Raw genomic sequence first — 312 nt, 5'->3', positions numbered from 1 at the left:
GCCCAAGCCCGCGCTCGGGTAGTTCTGGTTGAAGGTTGCCGATCGCGCAGTGGTGAGCGTTGTCAGCGCGGCGAGCGCATTCTGGTTGGTGTTGTGCGTACTGCTCGTCAAGATACCAAACACATTGACGAATGCCGCGATCACCGGCGAGGACAGGCCGGTTGGATCGAGCTTCAGCAGATTCTGGACAAAGTCCGCAAACTCCGAGCCACGGTGCGGTGTAGCGATTGTCGTGACCGAGGCAATCAACTGCGGCGCGACTGCCGCGACATAGCGCGATGCCGTGCCGCCCTGACTGTGGGCGATCAGATT

1 protein-coding gene is annotated in these 312 nt (G+C 60.9%); it reads right to left on the bottom strand.

The features are described 5' to 3' along the window. Positions 1–312: alpha/beta fold hydrolase (locus RZR99_RS33230; RefSeq protein WP_323123879.1), on the bottom strand; the 312-nt coding region annotated here is incomplete at both ends.

This window comes from Burkholderia alba (assembly GCF_034721475.1).
In the GTDB taxonomy this organism is placed as follows: domain Bacteria; phylum Pseudomonadota; class Gammaproteobacteria; order Burkholderiales; family Burkholderiaceae; genus Burkholderia; species Burkholderia alba.
The sequence above is the reverse complement of the archived record's forward strand: the minus strand, read 5'-3'. Positions and strand labels throughout refer to the sequence as shown.